1 pseudogene is annotated in these 614 nt (G+C 70.4%); it reads left to right on the forward strand.

Annotated features, from left to right (window positions below):
* Positions 1-614: pseudogene (locus tag ADL25_RS13080) on the forward strand (protein phosphatase); the annotation flags it as partial.

Here is a 614-nt window from a genome sequence, read left to right on the forward strand (position 1 = left end):
ACGAGCCAGGGCGCCGAGAAGCCGTTCGCGGTGTCGTTCCAGTGCCTCCAGGGCGCCGACGGCGAATCGCTCGGGGTGTGCGTCATCAGCGCCGACGTCGCCGCGAGCTGGCAGGCGCGTGAGTGCCTGGCCGTTCTCGGCCGGGCCGGTGCGCGTCTGGGCAGCACCCTGGATGTGATGCAGGCCGGCCAGGAACTGGCCGACCTCGCCGTGCCTCTGCTCGCCGACTACGTTGCCGTGGACCTGGAGCAGTCGATCTCGTTCGGGGAGGGGCCCCCGGTCGGCATCGGCGCCAAGCGCCTCCCGGCTCTGCGCCGCGCCGGAATCGCCTCGATCCACCATGGTGTCCCTGAATCACCGTGGGTGCGCGGTGAGTTGGTGCCCGTGCTGCCGGACTCTCCCCTCACTTCCGTGCTGCAGTCCGGGAAGTCCTGCCTGGAGCCGGTGCTGGACACCGCTGCGGGCACATGGATCGACAACGTGCCGGAGCTGGCGCGCCGGGTTCGCGAGAACGCCATGCACTCGATCATGATCGTGCCCATCCGCGCACGACGCGCCCTGCTGGGCGTCGCCCTGTTCGTCCGCACCACGAATCCCGTGCCGTTCCACGAGGT

It is taken from the genome of Streptomyces sp. NRRL F-5122 (genome assembly GCF_001507435.1).
Taxonomy (GTDB): Bacteria; Actinomycetota; Actinomycetes; order Streptomycetales; family Streptomycetaceae; genus Streptomyces; species Streptomyces lannensis.